Here is a 1,882-nt window from a genome sequence, read left to right as displayed (position 1 = left end):
TTGCAGACCTTTCTGCCGGAAAAGTGGAGGTGAGCTACAAAACTAATGTCCCGGTAAAATTGGGCGAAGGGCGGCTGAATGAAAATATCATTATCCCTGCAGCCTTCGAAAGAGGGCTGCATACTTTAAAGCAGTTTAGCGAAGAACTGAAAAAACAAGGTGTTGAAATGCTGAAAGCAACGGCAACCTCGGCCGTGCGCAGTGCTATTAATGGTGCCGACTTTGTTAAAGCCGTCAAAGAAAGCACAGGCATTGACATAGAAGTTATTTCTGGCGAGCAGGAAGCTGCTTATATCTTCAAAGGTGTACAGGCAACGGGTGTATTGAAAAATACCTCGCTGGTAATGGATATTGGCGGTGGCAGCACCGAATTTATTATCTGCAAACCTGATGAAGTACTTTGGAAAAAAAGCTATAACGTTGGCGCTGCCAGGTTAATGCAGGCTTATTTTAATTCAGACCCCATTTCAAAAGAAGATCAGTCTGCTATTAACCAACATTTAACTAATCTACTGGCAGATTTGAAGCTTGCCTGTAAACAATACCAGCCTACTGTTTTAGTAGGTTCTGCAGGGGCTTTTGAAACCTTCGCAGAAATGCTTAACCCCGGTCTTGATTTAAAAAACCTGGCCACCACTCCTATTGATTATGCCGGCTACCGCCAACTCGCAGAGACCTTAATAAACTCTAACCATGAGGAAAGAGCCCAAATGAAAGGTTTAATTCCATTGCGTGTAGATATGATTGTGATGGCCTCGCTGCTTACCAATTATGTGCTTGAAGCGATGGACTTAAAAAACATTCAGCTCTCTACCTATGACTTAAAAATGGGTATTTTATACAGCTTCCTTCCCTTACCTCCTGCTCTAGATAGCAGAAAGGGCAGCATATAGTTTTTCGGTAGGCAAGCCCATTACATTGGTATAAGAACCTGCAATTTTTTCTACGGCCACCATACCTATCCAGTCCTGCACGCCATAAGCACCTGCTTTGTCGTATGGATTGTAGTTGTCGATATAATATTGGATCTGCGATTGGCTCAGCTCTTTAAAGTAAACCTCTGTTACATCGTAAAATGACAAAAGCTGGTCTGCATAACAAAGGCTCACGCCTGTATAAACTTCATGGCGGCTCCCAGAAAGTTTGGTCAACATCGCTAATGCATGTTCCGCATTTTCGGGTTTACCTAAAATCTCCTGTTCATAAGCCACGATGGTATCAGCAGTGATGACAATAGAACCCTCAAAATCATCACGGAAAGCAGCAGCTTTCTTTTCGGCTATGTAAACAGCAATTTCTGCCGGACTTAAACCTTCAGGATAACTTTCATCTACCTCTTTTAACACCACCTCAAAATCAAGGTCCATTAGTTTCAGTAATTCTTGTCGGCGGGGAGATTTTGAAGCAAGGATAATAGGAAGGCTCTGTGTATACATTTTTTAAAATTTAAGCAAAAATAATAAAAGCGGCATGAAGCCGCTCTTATTATTTTAAAAAATCAAACAATGTAAACTCAAACTACATTTTCTTGTCACCGCGTTGACCTCTATGATCGCCACGTTTTGCCATAGCTGCTTTTCTTTCTGCTTTTATGGCTTCATATTCTTTTTTCTGATCTGCAGTTAATACAGCACCAATTTTTGCTTCCTGAGCTTCCATAGCCGCTTTCATCTCTACACGTTTAGCTTTTTGATCGGCACTATTAGCTTCCATCTTTTTAGTCATCTGGTTAGCTTGCTCTGTATAGATAGCTAAAACCTGGGCTTTCTGTGCTTCAGAAAGTTTAAGTTTTTCGCCAAGTCTTTCTGTTTGTTTTTTTGCTCTTTCTTCTGGGGACATCATTTTGCGACCACCATCTTGTGCGTTAGTCAAGGTAATCACA

3 protein-coding genes are annotated in these 1,882 nt (G+C 41.4%); 1 reads left to right on the top strand and 2 read right to left on the bottom strand.

What is annotated here, in order from left to right:
- Positions 1–893 (top strand): exopolyphosphatase (locus tag ACR2F7_RS06625; protein ID WP_432712795.1); only part of this gene is annotated, 893 nt, incomplete at its 5' end.
- Here the strand turns inward: ACR2F7_RS06625 and ACR2F7_RS06620 are convergent.
- Together ACR2F7_RS06620 and ACR2F7_RS06615 are read right to left on the bottom strand one after the other, a co-directional pair.
- Positions 867–1,436, bottom strand: coding sequence for a Maf family protein (locus ACR2F7_RS06620; protein WP_432712794.1), 570 nt, complete (start codon positions 1,434–1,436; stop codon positions 867–869). The genes ACR2F7_RS06625 and ACR2F7_RS06620 overlap by 27 nt on opposite strands.
- An 82-nt stretch (positions 1,437–1,518) precedes the next feature.
- Positions 1,519–1,882: hypothetical protein (locus ACR2F7_RS06615; protein WP_432712793.1), on the bottom strand; the 364-nt coding region annotated here is incomplete at its 5' end.

Source organism: Pedobacter sp., assembly GCF_045628745.1.
Lineage (GTDB): Bacteria > Bacteroidota > Bacteroidia > Sphingobacteriales > Sphingobacteriaceae > Pedobacter.
This window is presented reverse-complemented; position numbering and strand designations above follow the sequence as displayed.

What these genes read in the sequence shown, in the direction of transcription:
- ACR2F7_RS06620 (WP_432712794.1), bottom strand. Translation starts at nt 1,436, where the DNA reads ATGTATACACAGAGCCTTCCTATTATCCTTGCTTCAAAATCTCCCCGC.